At 71.6% G+C, this 17,380-nt stretch carries 14 protein-coding genes and 1 pseudogene; 9 read left to right on the top strand and 6 right to left on the bottom strand.

Annotated features, from left to right (window positions below; genetic code table 11):
* Window positions 1-18 precede the first annotated feature (18 nt).
* Entirely contained in the window at window positions 19-1,302 is a 1,284-nt protein-coding gene (locus IH45_RS1000000144915) for a hypothetical protein (RefSeq protein ID WP_050514407.1), read from the top strand.
* Window positions 1,303-1,387: 85 nt separating this feature from the next.
* Here IH45_RS1000000144915 and IH45_RS0100490 read toward each other — a convergent pair whose 3' ends face one another.
* Window positions 1,388-3,379 (bottom strand): ABC transporter ATP-binding protein, encoded by a 1,992-nt coding sequence (locus IH45_RS0100490; protein WP_030659636.1) that lies wholly within the window; start codon window positions 3,377-3,379, stop codon window positions 1,388-1,390.
* A 315-nt stretch (window positions 3,380-3,694) separates the two neighbouring features.
* Here IH45_RS0100490 and IH45_RS0100480 point away from each other — a divergent pair, with 315 nt between their 5' ends.
* The 4 genes from IH45_RS0100480 to IH45_RS0100465 all read left to right on the top strand — a co-directional run bounded on the left by IH45_RS0100480 (window position 3,695) and on the right by IH45_RS0100465 (window position 8,420).
* On the top strand, window positions 3,695-5,104 hold the full coding sequence (locus tag IH45_RS0100480; protein ID WP_030659635.1) for a DUF5685 family protein: 1,410 nt from the start codon (window positions 3,695-3,697) through the stop codon (window positions 5,102-5,104).
* A gap of 314 nt (window positions 5,105-5,418) precedes the next feature.
* Window positions 5,419-6,888, top strand: a complete 1,470-nt coding sequence (locus tag IH45_RS0100475) for an amino acid permease (RefSeq protein WP_107058552.1) — start codon at window positions 5,419-5,421, stop codon at window positions 6,886-6,888.
* Window positions 6,889-6,973: 85 nt separating this feature from the next.
* The gene (locus IH45_RS0100470) at window positions 6,974-7,957 is read left to right on the top strand and encodes an SMP-30/gluconolactonase/LRE family protein (protein WP_030659630.1); all 984 of its coding nucleotides are present in this window, start codon (window positions 6,974-6,976) and stop codon (window positions 7,955-7,957) included.
* A 214-nt stretch (window positions 7,958-8,171) separates the two neighbouring features.
* Window positions 8,172-8,420, top strand: coding sequence for a WhiB family transcriptional regulator (locus IH45_RS0100465; RefSeq protein WP_030659628.1), 249 nt, complete (start codon window positions 8,172-8,174; stop codon window positions 8,418-8,420).
* 148 nt (window positions 8,421-8,568) lie between these two features.
* Here the strand turns inward: IH45_RS0100465 and IH45_RS0100455 are convergent, their stop codons facing one another.
* Entirely contained in the window at window positions 8,569-9,189 is a 621-nt protein-coding gene (locus IH45_RS0100455; protein WP_030659626.1) for a rhomboid-like protein, read from the bottom strand.
* 314 nt (window positions 9,190-9,503) lie between these two features.
* Here IH45_RS0100455 and IH45_RS0100450 point away from each other — a divergent pair.
* A pseudogene (locus tag IH45_RS0100450) lies at window positions 9,504-9,806 on the top strand (esterase); the annotation flags it as partial.
* Between the two features lie 51 nt (window positions 9,807-9,857).
* Here the strand turns inward: IH45_RS0100450 and IH45_RS0100445 are convergent.
* Window positions 9,858-10,316: an OsmC family protein gene (locus IH45_RS0100445; RefSeq protein WP_030659621.1), complete on the bottom strand. Its 459-nt coding sequence runs from the start codon at window positions 10,314-10,316 to the stop codon at window positions 9,858-9,860.
* A 221-nt stretch (window positions 10,317-10,537) separates the two neighbouring features.
* Complete coding sequence (locus IH45_RS0100440) at window positions 10,538-10,981, bottom strand: hypothetical protein (RefSeq protein WP_030659619.1); 444 nt, start codon at window positions 10,979-10,981, stop codon at window positions 10,538-10,540.
* Between the two features lie 405 nt (window positions 10,982-11,386).
* Here IH45_RS0100440 and IH45_RS0100435 point away from each other — a divergent pair, with 405 nt between their 5' ends.
* On the top strand, window positions 11,387-12,058 hold the full coding sequence (locus tag IH45_RS0100435) for a hemopexin repeat-containing protein (protein ID WP_030659616.1): 672 nt from the start codon (window positions 11,387-11,389) through the stop codon (window positions 12,056-12,058).
* Between the two features lie 97 nt (window positions 12,059-12,155).
* Here IH45_RS0100435 and nirB read toward each other — a convergent pair whose 3' ends face one another.
* Window positions 12,156-15,086, bottom strand: a complete 2,931-nt coding sequence (nirB, locus tag IH45_RS1000000144910) for a nitrite reductase large subunit NirB (RefSeq protein WP_030659615.1) — start codon at window positions 15,084-15,086, stop codon at window positions 12,156-12,158.
* Between the two features lie 221 nt (window positions 15,087-15,307).
* Here nirB and IH45_RS0100425 point away from each other — a divergent pair, with 221 nt between their 5' ends.
* Window positions 15,308-16,111: a sirohydrochlorin chelatase gene (locus tag IH45_RS0100425; protein WP_158812828.1), complete on the top strand. Its 804-nt coding sequence runs from the start codon at window positions 15,308-15,310 to the stop codon at window positions 16,109-16,111.
* Window positions 16,112-16,163: 52 nt separating this feature from the next.
* Complete coding sequence (locus IH45_RS0100420) at window positions 16,164-16,475, top strand: hypothetical protein (RefSeq protein WP_030659610.1); 312 nt, start codon at window positions 16,164-16,166, stop codon at window positions 16,473-16,475.
* A gap of 12 nt (window positions 16,476-16,487) precedes the next feature.
* On the opposite strand, the gene pflA is transcribed toward IH45_RS0100420, so the two are convergent.
* Window positions 16,488-17,321 (bottom strand): pyruvate formate-lyase-activating protein, encoded by an 834-nt coding sequence (gene pflA, locus IH45_RS0100415; protein WP_030659608.1) that lies wholly within the window; start codon window positions 17,319-17,321, stop codon window positions 16,488-16,490.
* Between the last annotated feature and the right edge of the window lie 59 nt (window positions 17,322-17,380).

Below are 17,380 nucleotides of genomic sequence, written 5' to 3'. Positions count from 1 at the left end.
GACGGGATGGGGACGCGAGTGACCGCCAACGGTAATGGCAAGAACGCCGACGAACCGTACGTCATCACCGGCCGGGGGAAGGACGCCGCCCCCGCCAACGCCTTCTCCTTGTTTGCCGATGTCAACTACAACGTGGGAGGGCCCCGCACCAAAATCCTCGTCGTCCCGGTCAACGGCACGGCGAACAATTTCAGCGACTACGGTTTCGACCAGAGCGACGACGGTGTGAGCAGCGTCGTCAACAACACCGGCCGGGACAACATCCTCTTCACGCGGACGAACCAGGGCGGCTCGCAGTTACCCGTGTCCGCCAACTCCTCGATCACCGACCTGACGCGGATTCCGCTGTCCGGCAGCTCCACCGGCACCTGGAACGACCAGGCCCAGTCCGCGCTCGCCTTCAACAAGCCGGTGCCGCTGCCGGTGTTCACCGCTCCCCGGCCCAGCGCCCAGACCGAGGACCGCCGGCAGGCCGTCCAGGGCAACGCGGCGCCCGACGTCCAGCAGGTGCTGCTGTACGAAGGGCCGAAGCTGCTGGGCACCTGCCCGGTCAAGGACAGCGCGTGGGAGTACGCCCCGGACGCCGACTGGCCGCTCGGCCAGCACGACCTCTCCGCCGTCGCCGTGCGCGACGACGTGCAGTCCGGCAAGGCGCCGCTGCGCTTCTACGTCGTGCTGCCGACGCCCGTGGTGGACATCAGGTCGCCGCAGGAGGGCGCCGAGGTGGACAGCGGTGCCACCGTCGACGGCGTCGCGTTCAACGCCGACACGGTGACGCTCACCGAGGGCGGCAGCCGGCTCGGCAGCGTCAAAGTGACCACCAATCTGTGGAGTTTCGCCCATGACGGCGGCTGGCCGCTCGGGAAGCACAGTGTGACGGCGACCGCCGTCAGCGGCAGCCAGGAATCGGAGCCGGACACCGTCGCTTTCACGGCGGCCGACAAGAACCTGAAGGTCGAGTACAAGTTCAACTCTTCCTGGCAGGACTGGCAGACCCAGAAGTACATCTACTCCTACGACGTCACCATGTACGCCGGGGAAACCGATGTGAAGCACTGGAACCTCGGATTCGGCCAGCTCCCGGACGGTTCGGTGCTGGCCCCGGAATTCGAGGCGAGTTTCTGGGGGCTCATCATCGGTGACGGCTCGGACGGAAATGTGCTCCTCGGTTCGCCTCCCGAGGGCGTGCACATCGTCCCGGCCAAGGGCAACCTGACCATCCGCGTACTGGTGCTGATTCCGACGCAGGACGCCGCGTACCAGAAACTGTACGGCCTTTTCGCGAAGTCACTGGCGGAATAGCCACCTGCGTCGCGCATACGGGATCGCGGGGTCCGGGCCGGATGGTCCGGACCCCGCGATGCGCTGTCACATGACCGCCGATCCGCTAATCCGCGGTCTTTGCGGCTCCTTCGCCGTCCGCCGCGTCGCGTATCCCGGCGCCGTCCGGTGCGGCGGTCGCGTACTGGGCCGCCTGGATCTCGTAGAGGGAGCGGTAATGGCCGCCGGAGAGCGCCATGAGCTCGGCGTGGCTGCCCTGTTCGATGAGGCGGCCGGCGTCGAGGACGTAGATGAGGTCGGCGCTCGCGGTGGCGGCGAGCCGGTGGGTGATCAGCAGGACGGTGGTGCCGCGGCCGGTGAGGGCGCGCAGGGCCCGGAACGTCTCGATCTCGGCCCGGGGGTCGAGCGCGGACGTCGGCTCGTCCACGACCAGCAGCGGCGCGTCGCGGTAGCGGGCGCGGGCGCCGCCGAGGCGCTGCCACTGCCCGCCGGAGAGCTGGGTGCCGCGCTCGAAGCCCTTGACGACCAGGCTGTCCCAGCCGTGCGGCAGCGCGGTGATCATGTCCGTGGCGTCCGCGCCGTCCGCGGCCCGCTCGACGCGCCACTGGTCGAGCCGCTGGTCGCTGCGGCCGATGTGGACATTGGCGCGGGCCGTCATGGGCCAGTGCGGGAAGTCCTGGGCCAGCAGCGCCACCTGGTCGAAGACGGCCGCGCGGTCGGCGTCGCGGGTGTCGGTGCCGTTCCACAGCAGCCGCCCGTCGCCGGGCAGGTAGAGGCCGGCGACGAGTTTGGCCAGCGTGGACTTGCCCGAGCCGTTGGCGCCGACCAGCGCCACGACCGTGCCGCGCGGGATGGTCAGGTCCACCTTGTCCAGGGCGGGTGAGGCGGCGCCGGGGTAGGTGAAGGAGACCTTCTCCAGGCGGACCTCCTCCAGCGGGCCGGACAGCGCGTCCCCGCCGCCGGGGATGGCGTGCCGCTCGGCGAGCGTGCAGGCGTCCTCCCAGTCCTTGAGGTACATCGCCTCCTCGTAGAGCCGGTTGAACTGCATGACCAGCGCCAGCAGGCCGGCGCTGGAGGTCCGTACGGCGATCACGGCGGTGCCCGCCACGGCCAGCGGCATGCCGCCGCCGGTCAGCAGCAGCCACAGCACGCCGTAGGCGCCCAGTGCCGCCAGGCCCGAGCCCGCCGAGGCGACGGTCTGCGTGGCGGCCTCGGCGCGGGCGAGCCGCTGCTGCTCGCGCTCCATCGTGCGCGACATGTCCGCGTACGCGTCGACCAGCAGCCGCCCGGCGCCGTGCACCCGGATCTCGGCGGCGCACGCCTGGTCGGTGAGCTTCTGGGTGATGACGGAGATGGCGCGGCGGTGTTCGATCCAGGTGTGCCGGGAGTCGTACTGGCGGCGGGCCGAGAGCACGGCGCTCCACCCCTTGGGCGCGGCCACCAGGAACAGCATCAGGACGAGCAGCGGGTGCAGCAGGAGCAGCACCCCGGCGGCGGCGAGCAGGCCGATCAGCGCGTTGAGGACGAGGATGGAGGAGCCGAGCATCATCCGGATCGAGTCGGTGCCGAACCGGCCCGCGTCCAAGGCCCGGTGAACCTGCTGGTCCTCCAGGGCGGCGAGTTCGACGCGGATCACGCCCTGGTAGAAGCGGGCCGTGCAGACCCGCTCGACCTTCGGCTCCAGCTGCCCGGACGCCGCGGTGGACACCGCCGAGAGCAGCGACGAGAGCACCGCGACGGCGGCCACGGCCGCCAGGGCGGGCAGCGCCTGGCGCAGCCGCGCGGGCGTGGGCCCGGCCGCGAACAGGGCGACGAGCACCTGGTTGGTGGCCACCAGCGTGAAGGCGCGCAGCACGCCCTGGCCCACCTCGGCACCGAGCAGCGCCAGCAGCGCGGTGCGGTCCTCGCGCCAGGCGGCTCTGGCCACGGTGCGCATCATGGCGGGGAACTGCCGGGCCATCGCCCACAGGCCCATCCGCAGCAGCGGCATCTCGTGCCGCGTGAACGACAGGTCGTAGCGCAGGGCGCCGCCGAACAGCACCCGTTCGCTCTCGGACACCGGCAGCCCGGCGCGGGGCCCGGCGCGGCGGCTCTTCATCGTCCCTCCGGCCGTGCGGCGGGTGCGGTGCGGGTACGGGCGGCCCGGGCGGTACGCGTGGCCGGGCGGGCCCGCGCGGGGGCCGGCCCGGTCGTCGCCGTCGCGGCGTCCTTCATGGCTGCTCCTCCGGCTTCGGTCGTCGTGCCTGCTGCTTGCCCCGTCCGGCCCGCCCCGGCACGCCCGCCGCCCGTCCCGGCGGCCTCCCCCGGCCGGCTCCGCCTCACCGGCCACCGTCACCGCCACCGGACCACGCCGGGTAATACGATTTCCAGCCACGACCGATCATCACCGAAGTCTTACGGGGGTTTCTTTCACGTGTTCGGAATTGTCCGGCCCTGCACCCACCGCCTGTCCCAGGGACTCAAGGCGGAGTGGATGGCCCATTTGTGCGGGCTGTGTCTCGCCCTGCGCGCCGACCACGGGCAGTTCGCCCGGGTGGTCACCAATTACGACGGGCTGATCGTGTCCGTCCTGACCGACGCCCAGACCGGCCGGGTGGCCGACCGGCGCCGGACCGCCGGGCCCTGCCCGCTGCGCGGCATGCGGACCGCCTCGGTGGCCAAGGGCGAGGGCGCGCGGCTGGCCGCCTCGGTCTCGCTCGTGCTCGCCTCGGCGAAGATCCGCGACCATGTCGCCGACCGGAACGGGCTGCTGCGCCGCCGCCCGGTGGCCGCCGCCGCGCGCAAGGTCGCCGCCGGCTGGGACCGGGCCGGGGCGCGCACCGGCGCCACCCTCGGCTTCGACACGTCCGTCCTCGTCGACGCGGTCGACCGGCAGGTGGGCATCGAGGAACTGGCGGGCCCCGGCACGGCGTTGACGGTCATCACCGAGCCGACCGAGACGGCGACCGCGGCGGCCTTCGCGCACACCGCCGTGCTCGCCGGCCGGCCCGGCAACGCCACACCGCTGGCCGAGGCGGGCCGGCTCTTCGGGCGGCTGGCCCATCTGCTGGACGCGGTGGAGGACCGTGCGGCGGACGCCGCCGAAGGCGCCTGGAACCCGATCACCGCCACCGGCGCCTCCCTCGCGCAGGCCCGCCGGCTGTGCGACGACGCGCTGCACGGCATCCGCCTCGCGCTGCGCGACGTGGAGTTCGCGGACTCCAAGCTGGTGCACGTCCTGCTGGTGCACGAGCTGCGGCGGTCGGTGGACCGGGCCTTCGGTACGGCGGCCTGCGCGCATCAGGGGCACGGGGCGGGGCCGTACGAGGACCGGCAGGGCGGCCCGTACGGCAACGGGTACGGGCCGGGTCAGCCCGCACCCGGTTACGGGCAGGCACCGGCCGGCGCTCCGTACGCTCACGGCCCGCAGCACTTGAACGGCCCGCAGAACCCGTACGCGACGGGCGGGCCGGTGCCGCCCGGTGGCTCGGGTGCGGGATACGGCGGCGGGCCGGGCGGGCCCGGGGGTTCCGGTGGGTCCGGGGGCTCGGGCGGCGGTTTCGGCGGCTGGGAGGGCGGGGCCGGAGGCGGTGGGGCCGGAGGCGGCGGTATGCCGAACCTCACTCCCCAGCCGCCGAAGAAGCCCCGCGGCTTCCTGGCCGGGTGTGTGGTCGCCATCGGTCTGTGCTGCACGTGCCAGGTCTGCTGCGCGTCGGAGTACGAAGGCGCGTGGTCACGCAAGAAGCGCGAGGGCTGGTGCCAGGACTGCTGCGACAGCTGCGACTGCTGCCCCGACTCCTGCTGCTGTGACGGCTGTTGCTGTGACGGGTGCTGCGACTGCTGAACCCGTACGTACCACCGCCTCCCCTCCTCCTCGCCCCGCCCCCGTTGCGTCGATACACCCCCGTAGCGACGCAACGGGGGCGGGCGTACGTACCGACGCAACCGGACGAGGACCGGCCACCCATGAGGACGGACCGGCCAGATATCCGGACATCCGGCCGGAAGATCCTCGACACCCGCGCCCCCTTGGTCCTTTCCTTGCGCCAACGGCTCGTCCATCCCGTACTGGAGGCAGCTTCCGTGACGCGCACAAGGCAACTCCGCCGCGACGGCCGGACGCCGTCCGGCTCCCCCGCCCCGGACGATCACGACTTCCTGCGCAAGCTGGGCTACACCCCGGTGCTGAAACGGCGGATGGGCCCCTTCGCGAACTTCGCCAGCTCCTTCTCCGTGATCTCTGTCCTGTCCGGCTGCCTGACGCTGTACGGGTTCGGGCTGGCCACGGGCGGGCCCGCGGTCATGATGTGGGGCTGGATCGGCGTCGGCGTCATGGTCATGTTCGTCGGCGCCGGGCTGGCCGAGGTCACCAGCGCCTACCCGACCTCCGGCGCCCTGTACTTCATGGCCGACCGGCTCGGCGGCAAGCGCTGGGGCTGGTACACCGGCTGGCTGAACCTCCTCGGCCTGCTCGGCGCGATCGCCGGCATCGACTACGGATGCGCCCTGTTCGCGGGCGCGTTCGCCGGCCTCCAGTGGGGCTTCGAGCCCACGCCCGGCTCCCTCATGGTCATCTACGTCTGCGTCCTCGCCCTGCACGCGACCCTCAACCTCTTCGGGGTACGCCTGGTCGGCATCCTCAACTCGATCTCCGTGTGGTGGCACCTGGCCGGAGTCGCCCTGATCGTGGGAGCGCTGTGGCTGGTCCCCTCCCACCACCGTTCGGTCTCCTTCGTGTTCACCACGTTCGTCGACGAAACCGGCTGGCACAGCCCGCTGTACGTGGCGCTGATCGGCCTGCTGCTGGCCCAGTACACCTTCAGCGGGTACGACGCGTCGGCGCACCTGAGCGAGGAGACCACCGGGGCCCAGGTGAACGCGGCACGCGGCATCGTCCGCGCCATCCGCTGGTCCTGGGTCGCCGGTTTCGTCCTGCTGGCCGGGCTGACCTTCGCCATCCAGGACTACGCGGGCGTACGCGACACCCCGACCGGGGTGCCGCCCGCGCAGATCTTCCTCGACGCGCTGGGCGTCAGCGGGGCGAAGGCGCTGCTGCTGGTGGTGATCGTCGCGCAGCTGTTCTGCGGCAACGCGGAGGTGGCGGCCACCTCGCGGATGGTGTTCGCGTTCTCGCGCGACGGCGCGCTGCCCGGCTCCGCCCGGTGGCGGCACGTGTCCCCGCGTACCGGCACCCCGACCCGCGCCGTCCTCCTGTCCGTCGCCGTCGCCTTCCTCCTCGCCCTTCCCTCCCTCTATTCCCCGGCGGCGTACGCGGCCGTGACCTCCATCAACGTCATCGGCATCACCCCGGCCTACGCGATCCCCATCTACCTGCGCCTGCGCCACCGCCGCAGCTTCCGCCCCGGCCCGTGGAACCTGGGCCGCTGGGGCGTCCCGGTCGGCTGGGTGGCCGTCGTCTGGGTGGCCTTCGTGACCGTCCTCTTCTGCCTCCCGCAGTCCGCCCCCGTCTCCCTCGCCACCTTCAACTACGCCCCCGTGGCCCTGCTCCTCGTCCTGGCCCTGGCCACCGCCTGGTGGGCCGTCTCGGGCCGCCGTACGTACGAACTCCCGCCCACCGCCCCCGGACACCCGGCCCCGCAGCAAGTCGCCAACCGGCCCAATCCCTGACCGTCCGGCCCGCCGCCACCTCTGGTACGGGCCCTCGCACCCGGGTAGTCAGGGGGACATGGCCAACACACAGGAGACGAGTCGGATGCCCCTGCCCATGCCGCCGCTGCGGACCGTGCCGCTGGACGGGAGGGGCCCGGAGGACGTGGTGGTGGACGCGGTCGGACGGGTACTGACCGGGGTGGAGGACGGGAGGGTGCTGCGGCTGGGCCCCTTCCCGAAGGGACCGCAGCACGCGGCGGGCGCGGTGGCCGGTGCGCCGCGGGCCGAGGTCGTCGCCCGTACGGGCGGCCGGCCGCTCGGGCTGGAACCGCTGCCCGACGGCGGTGTCCTGGTCTGCGACGCGCGCCGGGGCCTGCTGCGCGTCGATCCGTCCGACGGCACGGTACGGACGCTCGCCGACACCGTCGACGGCGCTCCGCTGCGCTTCTGCAGCAACGTCACGGCAGCAGCCGACGGCACGGTCTACTTCAGCGTCTCCAGCCGCCGCTACCCGCTGGAGGACTGGCTGGGCGACATCCTGGAGCATTCCGGCACGGGACAGCTGGTCCGGCTGCGTCCCGGCGGCAGGCCCGAAGTCCTCCTGGACAGGCTCCAGTTCGCCAACGGCGTCGCGCTGGCGCCGGACGAGTCCTTCGTGACGGTGGCGGAGACCGGCTCCCGCCGGCTGACCAGACTCTGGCTCGCCGGGCCGCGGGCGGGACAGCGCGACGTACTCGCCGGCGACCTCCCCGGCTACCCCGACAACATGTCGCGCGGATCCGGCGGCCTGTTCTGGGTGGCGCTGGCCGGACCGCGCTCCACGAGCCTGGAACGCCTGCACCGCGGGAAACCGGCCCTGCGCCAGGCCGTGGGAAGCGTGGCCCGGCACGTCCGCCCGCGGCCGGGCCCCCTCACCGGCGTCCTGGCGATCGACGTCAGCGGCCGTATCGTCCACGACCTGCGCCGCCGCAGTCCCGACTACCGCATGGTCACCAGCGTCCACGAGCACGACGGCCACCTGGTCCTCGGCAGCCTCCACGAACGCGCCCTGGCCGTGTGCGCATTCCCGTCCGCATCACGCGGTTGAATCCCGCGCCCCAGGGAACCCGGGACACCCAGGCTCCACGTGCGGTCTCGGACAACAGAGCGCCACACCGGCCGACCACACGAGCCCGCCGCCCCTGCGGCGCCGGGCCGGCCGGTGTGCCGCCTCACCGTGCGGACACGGCCCGATGCGCGCCGCCACGGAGCCTGCGGAATCCGACAACAATCTCCTGGCGACTCGGCGAGGGAAAGCAGACATGGAGTGGTGGGAACAAGCGGCGTGCCTGGACGAGGACCCGGAACTCTTCTTCCCCGTAGGAGTAACAGGCCCCGCCGCCCAACAACAAGCGGACGCCAAGGCGGTATGCCGACAATGCCCGGTCGCCGCCGAGTGCCTGGAATGGGCACTGGAGACGGGCCAGAACTACGGCATCTGGGGAGGCACGGACGAGGAGGAGCGCCGCAAACTGCGCACCCGCCGCCAGCGGAAGCGCTGGGCGGCTTGAAGGGCGGCGGGGGCGTGGGGGCGCTCAGGGGAACCGGGCGAAGACCGCGTTGATGCAGGTGGAGGGCTGCATGGCGACGCGGGGGCGTTCGGGGGTGGCGAGATTCCGGCGCAAGCCTGCCGGGCGCCCCGTCAGCCGCCTGTCCTCCTCACTCCGGTACGTCGGCCCGGAACCAGCGGGTGCGCGAGGCCAGGACACCGAGCCCCAGCGCGACCAGGTGCCCGGCATCGGCCAGTTCCTGGTTGACCGTCCAGGCGACGGCCAGGACCACGGCGAGCGCCGGCAGACCGTAGCGCCGGGCGTGCTTGCCGCCCAGTGCCAGCAGGCACGCGACGGTGGCCACCAGGCCGTAGCTGATGCCGACGTCCTGCATGCGGGCCAGCGCGCCCGGTATGTGCGCGAGCCGCATCAGCCACACGACGCCCTGAGTGAGCAAGGTCGCCGCCACGTGCCCGAAGAGGAAGACGCCCAGGCCGCGCGCACTGCCCCAGCGCCACTCGGCGCGCCCGAGCGCCGCGGCCACCGCACCGATACCGAGCAGCACGGGCACCCCGTCGACCACCAGACCGCTGGTCAACAGGGTCCACCACTTGCCGACCTCCAGGTGGTGCACATTGCTGCTGCTGTGCCGGATGAAGCGTTTCTGCTCGTGCAGCGGCTGGGCGGCCAGCCAGACGGCGGTGGCGGCGAGCAGTACGACGTACAGCGTCGTCGCCGGCAGCCTCCGGACCAGGGCCCATGGCTGATTCCTCAAGCCGGCGGTCGGCATCGTCACGCACTGCTCCTCACGAGGCGGCCGATCCAGGGTTTACCGGCGTCGGCAGGTGACATTAGAGGATATGCGTGAAAGCGCCTCTTAGCTGCAATCGGCCCTGACAATGCCACCCGGCCCGGGTGACGAACGCCACGAAACCGTACCGGCGCCTCTCACCATCTAGCCGGTCAGACATCATTCGCCTCTCATCCGGGCCGAGGAGAAACACGAGTTCCAATCGCCGTAACCGAACCATTACACCGATGGCTTTCCAGTGACCGAGGTTTTCCCGCGGCCCCGATGACCGACCGCCCGAAAGAAAGCACCGCATGGAGCTCACCAGCAAAAAAGTGCTGCTCCTGGCCGTCCTGTTCGCGGCAGCACTCTTCGTCCTCACCGTCTGGTCGTGGCCACGCCTGTCCAAGCGCGACCGGCGCTCGGTCCTCGGCCGCGTCGGCCTCCTGCTGGCAACCCAGCTGTCGGTCTTCGCCGTGATCGGCCTCCTCGTGAACCAGTCGATCGGCGCCTACGCATCGTGGGCGGACCTGTTCGGCGAAAACCAAAGACCCGGCACGGTGACCCATTACGAGACCGGCCCGAACGGCACCGAATTGAAGGCGCACGGCAGCAAGCACGACGGTGAGCTCAGGCGGTGAGCGGCAACGAGCCGGTCCGGTTGCGTGTCATTCGCTCACCACCGTGATGGTCACCTCGACAGGAACCGACAGCGAGTTGGCGATGTAACACTCGCGGTGGGCCTGTTCCGCCAGCTCCTGGACCTTGGCCTGGTCGGTCCCGGCAGCGACCTTGACGGTGACCGCCAGGTCGATCGTTCCGAGGCGGACGGGCTCGGCCGTCAGGTCGAGATGGCTCGTCGCTTCGTCGTCGTACGACCGTACGTCGAGGCCGGCGCGGGCGGCGGCGCCGAGGAACGACAGCATCTGGCAGGACGAGGCGGCCATGACGAGGAGCTGCTCGGGGTTGAGCCGCTCAGGGGTGCCCCGGAACGCCGGGTCCGCGCTCAACGCCACCTCCGCGGCCGCGGGTGGTGCGGTGGCGACGTGGTCGCGGGAGTAGGAGCGGATGCCCGCGGCGGTGGAACCGTCCCAGCGCAGGTGGGTGGCGTAGGTGTGTGAAGTCATGGCTGGACGGTAGGCCCGGGTTGTTTCGGCCGCCGCCGAAACGTCGTGGGCGCAGGCAGCGGGGCGTACCGGACGCGTCAGGCGACGTACCTCACCGTACGGAAGAGGGACGGTGGGACGGGGCGCATCACCCCGCCTCACCGTCCCGCGCCGACGGCCGCCGTACCGCTGCCCGGCTTAACGGCTGCCCGACTTAACGGCTTCACGGCTTCACGGCTTCGTCAACGAACCTGCACCTTCACCACGTCCGAATTCCGCATCCGCGTCGGATGCTTGTCCTGCGGGCCGCTCAGCCCGTACAGCACGGCACGGAATTCCAGAGTGCCGCGATGCGTACCCTTTGCCTGGGCCACGACCCGCGCCTCCGTTCCCCGACCGACCGTGGCGCCGCAAGCCACCTGGTGCCAGGCCCGGCCGCCGCTGCGGTCTTCCAGACATACCCGCTTGTAGTTGGTCGCGTCGTCCTCCCCCTGCGCGGTGACCGTGAAGGCTTTGCCGACCGCCGCCGTGCCCGGCGCCGTGACGTCCACGTTGCCCTTGGCGTGTGCGGGCACGGCGGCCAGCGCCACGGTGGCCAGCCCCAGCGCGCCGGTCACGGCCACGCGGCGCCGGCTCAGCGCCTGCGTCCCGGTCTTCGTCGTTCCGGTCTTCATCGTCCTGGTCATGGACTTCCCCTTCCGTGGAGCTCCCCCATGTCGCATCCACCGAACATGTCGTCAATCACTCATGGTGTGACGGCCGAGCAGGAAGTGACGCTCGAAGGCGTCCCCGCCCCTCGCCAACCATCCAGATGAACGGATCACTTCGCGGGTTGCGTCCGTCGGGCGCTGTTACGGATCCACGACGGTCCGCGGGGGCCCCGGGGCGCGCGGGTGAAGCACGTGGCCACGGGGGATGTTTGGGTGGGTGTGGCATGGCCCGATCCGAATGGCGGAGTGGTGAGGAATGAGCCGATGCGTGATGGTGGCGTGACACGACCGTAGTGGGCTGGCAATGTGACGGAGCGAGCTCGCACAGCCGCCGGCCGGCAGGCGTGAACCAGACCCATCGACCGCGAGAGGGTGTGGAACGTGGCAGAGCAGACCGCTTCACCGGGATCCTTCTACCGGCGTATCGACGCCGTGGTGAGGGCCAAGGGCAACGACCCCATCACGTGGGTCCTCAAGGACAACTCCTACGCGCGCTACGACATGAAGGAGGACCACGGCTTCGACGGCTACCCGAAGCTCATCGAGGGCAACTGGCCCGGCCTGGTGGACACCTTCGGGCGCCGTATCGACGCCGCGCTCAACCGCCGGGACCAGCCGCAGATCGTGTACCTCTTCAAGGACAGCCAGTACGTCCGCTACGACCTGGACTCCGACAAGGTGGAGCCGGGCTACCCGCTCAGCATCGCGGAGGCGTGGAAGGGGCTGCCGCCGGACTTCCAGCTCGGCATCGACGCGGCCGTCAACCACCAGAGCGACCCGAACGTCAGCTGGTTCTTCAAGGACGACCTGTACATCCGCTACGACGTTCCCAACGACAAGCTCCTCGGCGGGCCGACGCCCATCCTGCGCGGCTGGCGCGGGCTGCCGGAGAACTTCCAGCGGGGTATCGACGCGGCCGTCAACTCGGTGCTCGACACGGACAAGGTGTACCTGTTCAAGGACGACCAGTACGTCCGGTACGACCTGGTCAGCGACCGGACCGACAGCGGCTACCCGCTGCCGATCGAGGGGAACTGGAACTTCTTCAGGTGATCCGCGCGGCATGACGCCCAGGGCGGTACGACGCCCCGTCCGACCGGACTCGGGCGGGGCGTCACTGCGGCGGCGGGCACCTGGCCGGGCCGGCCGGCTACAACACCCTGACCGCTCGCACGGCGAGTCGCTGCCCCTCGTCGTCCAAGCAGGCGCCCGTGCGCAGGTCGAAGCGCTGCTTGTACATGGGTGAGGTCACCACCGGGGCGCCGTCGACCGCGCCGTAGATACCGCGCGAGATGATGCCCGCGTGCGAGACGGGGTCGGTGTCGGAGACGGCGAAGAGTTCGCCGTCCGGGGAGCGGAAGAGGGCGACGGGGTCCGGTTCGTCGCCGACGCGGACCGGGATGCCGCGTCCGGGTTCGAGTTCGTCGAGGAGGCAGACCGACCGCCAGTCGCCCTCGTGCGTACGGACCTGGACATGGCCGGGGGCGGCCGGGCCGGTGGGGGCGGGGAAGGAGCTGGTGAAGCGGCGGAGTTTGGCCGGGTCTTCGAGAACGGCCTGCCATTCGTCGCGGTAGGCGTCCACGTGGCGCTGCATCTGGGTTTCGAGTTCCCCGGCCAGTCCGAGGGAGTCGTGCAGGACCACGTCCCGGATGTGGTCGATTCCGCCGTCGATGCGCTCCAGCCAGGTCGCGGTGCGTTCCAGGCGTTCCGCGGTGCGGATGTAGAACATGAGGAAGCGGTCGATGGTGCGGATCAGTTCCGCGTCGCCCAGGTCCTGGGCGAGCAGGTCCGCGTGGCGGGGTTTGGTGCCGCCGTTGCCGCCCACGTAGAGATTCCAGCCCTTGGCCGTGGCGATGACGCCGACGTCCTTGCTCTGGGCCTCGGCGCATTCGCGGATGCAGCCCGAAGCGGCCAGCTTGAGTTTGTGCGGGGACCGCAGTCCGCGGTAGCGCAGTTCCAGTTCCACGGCCATGCCGACGGAATCGCGCTGCCCGAAGCGGCACCAGCGGGAACCGGCGCAGGATTTCGCGGTGCGCAGGGATTTGCCGTACGCGTGGCCCGATTCGAGGCCGGCGTCGACCAGCCGGCGCCAGATGTCCGGCAGCTGGTCGACGGTGGCACCGAACAGGTCGATGCGCTGGCCGCCGGTGAGTTTGGTGTAGAGGCCGAATTCGCGGGCGACCTCGCCGAGCACGATGAGGTGGTCCGGGCTGATCTCACCGGCGGGCAGGCGGGGCACCACGGAGTAGGTGCCGTCCTTCTGGAGGTTGGCGAGGAAGAGGTCGTTGGTGTCCTGGAGGGCGGCCTGTTCACCGTCGAGGATGTGGTGCAGGCCGAGTTCGGGGCCCAGGGTGGCGAGGAGCGAGGCGACGGTCGGGCGGCAGACCGCGCAGCCGTGCGGCGGCTTGCCGTCCGGGCCGGGTACGCCGTACTCCCCCGCCAGGCGGGTGAAGCTGTCGATGCCGGTCACCCGGACGATCTCGTACAGCTCGCGGCGGGTCTGTGTGAAGTCCGGGCACAGTCCGCCCGGCCCCGTCTCGATCCCCTCGGCCGCCAGTTGCGCTTCCATGATCGACGTTACGGCGCCGACGCAGCCTCCGCACTGGGTGCCGGCGCCGGTGCACTTCTTCACGGCGGCCAGGTCGTGCGCGCCGCCGCGGACCGCGTCGCGCAGGGCCTTCTTCGTGACGCCGTTGCACGAGCAGATCACCGCGTCGTCGGGCAGCACCGCGGTGGTGTCCACCGGGCCCGACTCGTCGGCGGGCAGCAGGAAGGAGGCGGCCGGGCCGGGCAGCTGGGCTCCCACGAGGGGCCGCAGGGTGCCGTACGCGTCGGCGTCGCCGACCAGGATGCCGCCCATCAGCTTGCCGTCCGGGCCGAGCACCAGCTTCTTGTAGACGCCGGAGCCGGAGTCGGCCCACAGGACCGAGCCGCCGGCGTCCGGGGCGAAGGGGTCGCCGAAGGAGGCGACGTCCGCGCCCAGCAGTTTGAGCTTGGTGGAGGTGTCGGCGCCGGTGAAGCGGTTCTCCGCGCCGGTGAGGGTGTCCGCCAGGACTTCCGCCATCCGGTAGCCGGGGGCGACGAGGCCGTAGACGTTGCCGTCGGCGGCGCGGGCGCACTCGCCGAGCGCGTAGATCTCGGGTACGGAGGTGCGGCACTGCGCGTCGATCACGATGCCGCCGCGGTCCGCGACGTCGAGGCCGGCGGTCCTGGCGAGTTCGTCGCGGGGCCGTACGCCCACGGAGAAGACGATGAGGTCGGCCTGGACGCTGCCGCCGTCCGACAGCGACAGGCCGCGCACGCGGCCGTCGGCGCCGGTCCACACCTCGGTGATCGCCGCATCGGTGTGCACCTGGACGCCCATCGCCTCGATGGTGTGGGCCAGGACATCGGATCCGCCCCGGTCCACCTGGCCGGGCATCAGCCGTGGCGCGGCCTCCACCACGCTCGTCTCCAGGCCGAGCGAGCGCAGGGCCCCGACCGCCTCCAGGCCCAGCAGTCCGCCGCCGACGACGGCCGCGGTACGGGCGCCGCGCGCCGCTTCCCGGATGGCCCGGACGTCCTCGACGGTGCGGTAGACGAAGCAGCCGGGCGCGTCCCGGCCGGGGACCGGTGGGACGAAGGCGTACGAGCCGGTGGCCAGCACCAGCGCGTCGTAGTGCCAGGCCGCGCCCCGGCGTGTGGTCACCGTGCGGGTGGCGGTGTCGATGGCGGTGGCGGGGTCGCCGAGGCGCAGGGTGATGTCGTGGCGTTCGAGGAAGTCGGGGTCGGCGAGGTTCAGTTCCTCCGGGGTGGTGCCGGTGAAGAGGGAGGACAGGTGTACGCGGTCGTAGGCGCGCCGCTCCTCCTCGGCGAGGATCACGACGCGCCAGCGCAGGCCGTCACCCGTGCCGTCACCCGTGGACGGGAGCTCCCGGCCGTCCGGCCCCCCGGCCTCGTCCCGGCCGTCGGCCCCGCCCGGCCCGTCCGCTCTGTCCGGCCCGGCGAGCGCGCCCCGTACGGCCAGTTCCTCCAGCAGCCGCTGGCCGACCATGCCGTGGCCGACGAGTACAAGGGTGGGCCGGTCGGTGGATGACACCATGAGAGCACTCCTGCCAACTGCTGGGCGCCGGGACGCGTTTTCCGAATTCCCCCGACTGCCGCCCGAAGCCCGCGCCTTCCCGGGCCGCAGCGATTTCAGGCTATGCCCGCTCCGCGCCCGTACCCCGCGCCGAACGGCCTTTTGATCAGGGCCGGTCGTCCCGGTGGGGCCGGGACCGGCGGCGTCTTATCGCGGCGGGAATGCGCCCTTATCGTGACGGCATGGCCTCCCTTTCTCCTGTACTGATTGCCGCCGCGCACGGCAGTCGCGAGGCCCGGGCGCAAACGGAAACGCAGCGGTTGCTGGCACGGGTGCGCGCGCTACGTCCCACGCTGCGGGTGGAAGCCGCGTTCTTCGACATTCACCGGCCCACGGTCGACGAGGCCGTGGCGGCTCTGCACGGGGCGCCGGCGATCGTGGTGCCCTTGCTGCTGGGTACGGGCTTTCATTTCACCGTGGACCTGCCCGCATTGCTGGGCCCCGCCCGCGCCGCGCATACACTGGCACCGCACCCGCTGCTGACCGAAGCGCTCGTGCACCGTCTCCGGGAGGCCGAATCGCACACCGGCTTGCCGGCCGACGCCGTGATTCTGGCCGCCGCGGGCTCGCGCCGGCCCGGTGGCAATGACAGCTGTTACGCCGCTGCCCGGCACCTGAGCACGGTCCTGCGCGCGCAGCGGAGGGCCCCCGTTCCGGTACGGCCGACTCTGCTGTGCGCCGGGCCCGAAGAGGCCCGCTCCCTGGCCCGTACGGCACAGGCCCTGCGCGCGGAGGGCCGCACCCGTATCGCGGTTCTCCCGTACCTCATGGCCCCCGGCCGTTTTTCCGACCGTCTCGCCGCGGAGGCCGACCGCGCGGGCTGTCTGTGCACCGCCCGCCCGCTCGGTGCCCAAGCCTCCATGGCACGCCTCGTCCTCGCCCGCTTCGACGCATGCGCCCGGCTCGCCCCGGCGGGGAATCGTGCGGGTGCCGGAGTGATCCGATGGGGCGTACCAGGCGTGTCGGACAAAGCTGAGTGTCGTTGACCCGGCAAAGGCCGATCCGGTCGGTCAGCCGTTCCAGAATTGAGGATGAACGATGCGTGTCTTCCGTCCAGTCGTCGTAGCTCTCGCGGGGCTCACCTTCGCCACGACCCTTTCCACGGGCGAAGCGTTCGCCGCCAAGGGGTCATTCATCTGGCTGGGGCCGAAAGGCCAGTCGTATCTCGTCGAGAACCCGCCGAACGGCCGGTGCCTGACGATGGGACAGCACGCGCAAGCTCCCCGCAACGCGACGAAGACGCCGGCCGTCCTTTTCCCTCGCAAGAAGTGCAAGGGGCGGTCCATTCCGCTCGCTCCGGGTAAGCAGGCGCCGCGCAGCACGTCCTTTTCCAGCGTGCGGTTCGGCTGACGGAGCGCCCCCTCAGACCGCCGTGAGACCTGCGCCCGCGAAGATCTCCCGTGCCGTCGCCAGCTCCGAAGCGGTGGGCGTCGGTGTGTCCCGCAGCGTGAAGTCCATGCCGAGGCGGTCCCATTTGGAGGCGCCGAGTTTGTGGAAGGGCAGCACGTCCACACGGGTCACGTTGCCGAGCGAGGCGGCGAACGTCGCCACCCCCTCGATGTTGGCCGGATCGTCGGTCAGCCCCGGGACGAGGACGAAGCGCACCCACACCTCCGTGTCCAGCCGGGCCAGCCGCCGCGCGAAGTCCAGGGTGGGGCGCAGCCGTTGACCGGTGAGTCGCTTGTAGAGGCCGGGGTGCCAGGACTTGATGTCCAGCAGGACGAGGTCGGTGTCCCGCAGCAGCGCATCGGTGGCGCGGGCGCCGAGGTAGCCGGAGGTGTCCAGGGCGGTGTGCAGGCCCAGTTCGTGCTTGAAGCGGTGGAGGAGTTCGCCCGCGAAGACCGGCTGGAGGAGCGGTTCGCCGCCGCTGAGGGTGGCGCCGCCGCCCGCGGCCCGGATGAACGCCTCGTATTTCGCCGCCTCGGCCACCATGGCGTCGGCCAGGACCCGCTTGCCGTCGCGCATCTTCCAGGTGTCGGGGTTGTGGCAGTACAGGCAGGCCAGGGGGCAGCCGGCCAGGAAGGTCACGAAGCGGGTGCCGGGCCCGTCGACGCCGGTGGACAGGTCCCAGGAGTGCACCGAGCCGGCCACCGGGCGGTGCTGGACCGCGGCGGCCGGGGTGGCGGCCTCCTGGGCGGTCACGCCGGGGAGGGGCGGGGTGCGTACGGGGATCTCGGTCCCGAGTGGAACTGCCATGTCAGGCTCTCCTGGGGTGGTGTCGCCCGGGTGCGGGCGAGGAGGAGGACACGGCGCCG

Source organism: Streptomyces rimosus subsp. rimosus, from assembly GCF_000720725.1.
Lineage (GTDB): Bacteria > Actinomycetota > Actinomycetes > Streptomycetales > Streptomycetaceae > Streptomyces > Streptomyces rimosus_A.
The sequence above is the reverse complement of the archived record's forward strand: the minus strand, read 5'-3'. Positions and strand labels throughout refer to the sequence as shown.